We start from the raw sequence: 726 nt of genomic DNA on the forward strand, positions 1-726 counted from the left end.
GCCGCGCGCAGCGCCCGGGCCACGGCGTCCCGTACGCCCGCGTCGGCGACCTTCAGATCCGCGCCGCGCAGGCACACCGACGGCGCGGGCGCCGGGCCGGCGGCGCGGCGCGCGGCGAGCCCGGCGAGTTCGGTGGACCGCCCGGTGCCGGGGTCGCCGACGAGCGCGAGGACGTGTGCGGCGCCGTCGAGGAAACGCCCGTACTCCGCCCGCACCGCCTGCCGTTCGACGGGGGCTCCGCCCAACCCGCCGGCGAAACCCCCGGCCACCGGGGAACCCCCGCTCCCCACGACCCCGCACACCCCGGCCCCGGCACCCGCCGCACCGCCGCCCGCAACCGCGGCGTCCCCGGACCCCGCCGCCCCCAGCTCCAGCACCCCCGCCAGGTTCAGGTCCCGCCCGTACGCCGCCACCCGCGCCCCGCTCCGGTCCAGCACCGCCGCCAGCGTCCCCGCCGCGTCGTCCGCCGCCCCGCGCAGCGGCCCCGCGTGGGCCACCCCGCCGCGGCCCGCGTGCAGCGCGGTGCCGACCACGCCGACCACCGCGCCCGTCGCCGCGTCCAGCACCGGCGCACCGCTCGCGGCGCCGCCCGCGCGCAGCGACTCGTGCGGGGCGTGGGCGAGTTGCCGTACCCCCTGGACGAGGTGGTAGCGGTCGGGCGCGGTGTACGTGGGCGGGGCCGCGGCCACCACCCCCCCCCGCAGCCCCCGGCCCCCCGCCCCCCGC

The 726-nt window shown here is 83.1% G+C and carries 1 pseudogene; it reads right to left on the reverse strand.

Annotation, left to right across the window (positions count from 1 at the left end):
* Window positions 1–689 (reverse strand): annotated as a pseudogene (locus ABD317_RS37445) (serine protease); the annotation flags it as partial.
* Window positions 690–726 lie beyond the last annotated feature (37 nt).

Source organism: Streptomyces synnematoformans (assembly GCF_039531005.1).
GTDB classification, from domain to species: domain Bacteria; phylum Actinomycetota; class Actinomycetes; order Streptomycetales; family Streptomycetaceae; genus Streptomyces; species Streptomyces synnematoformans.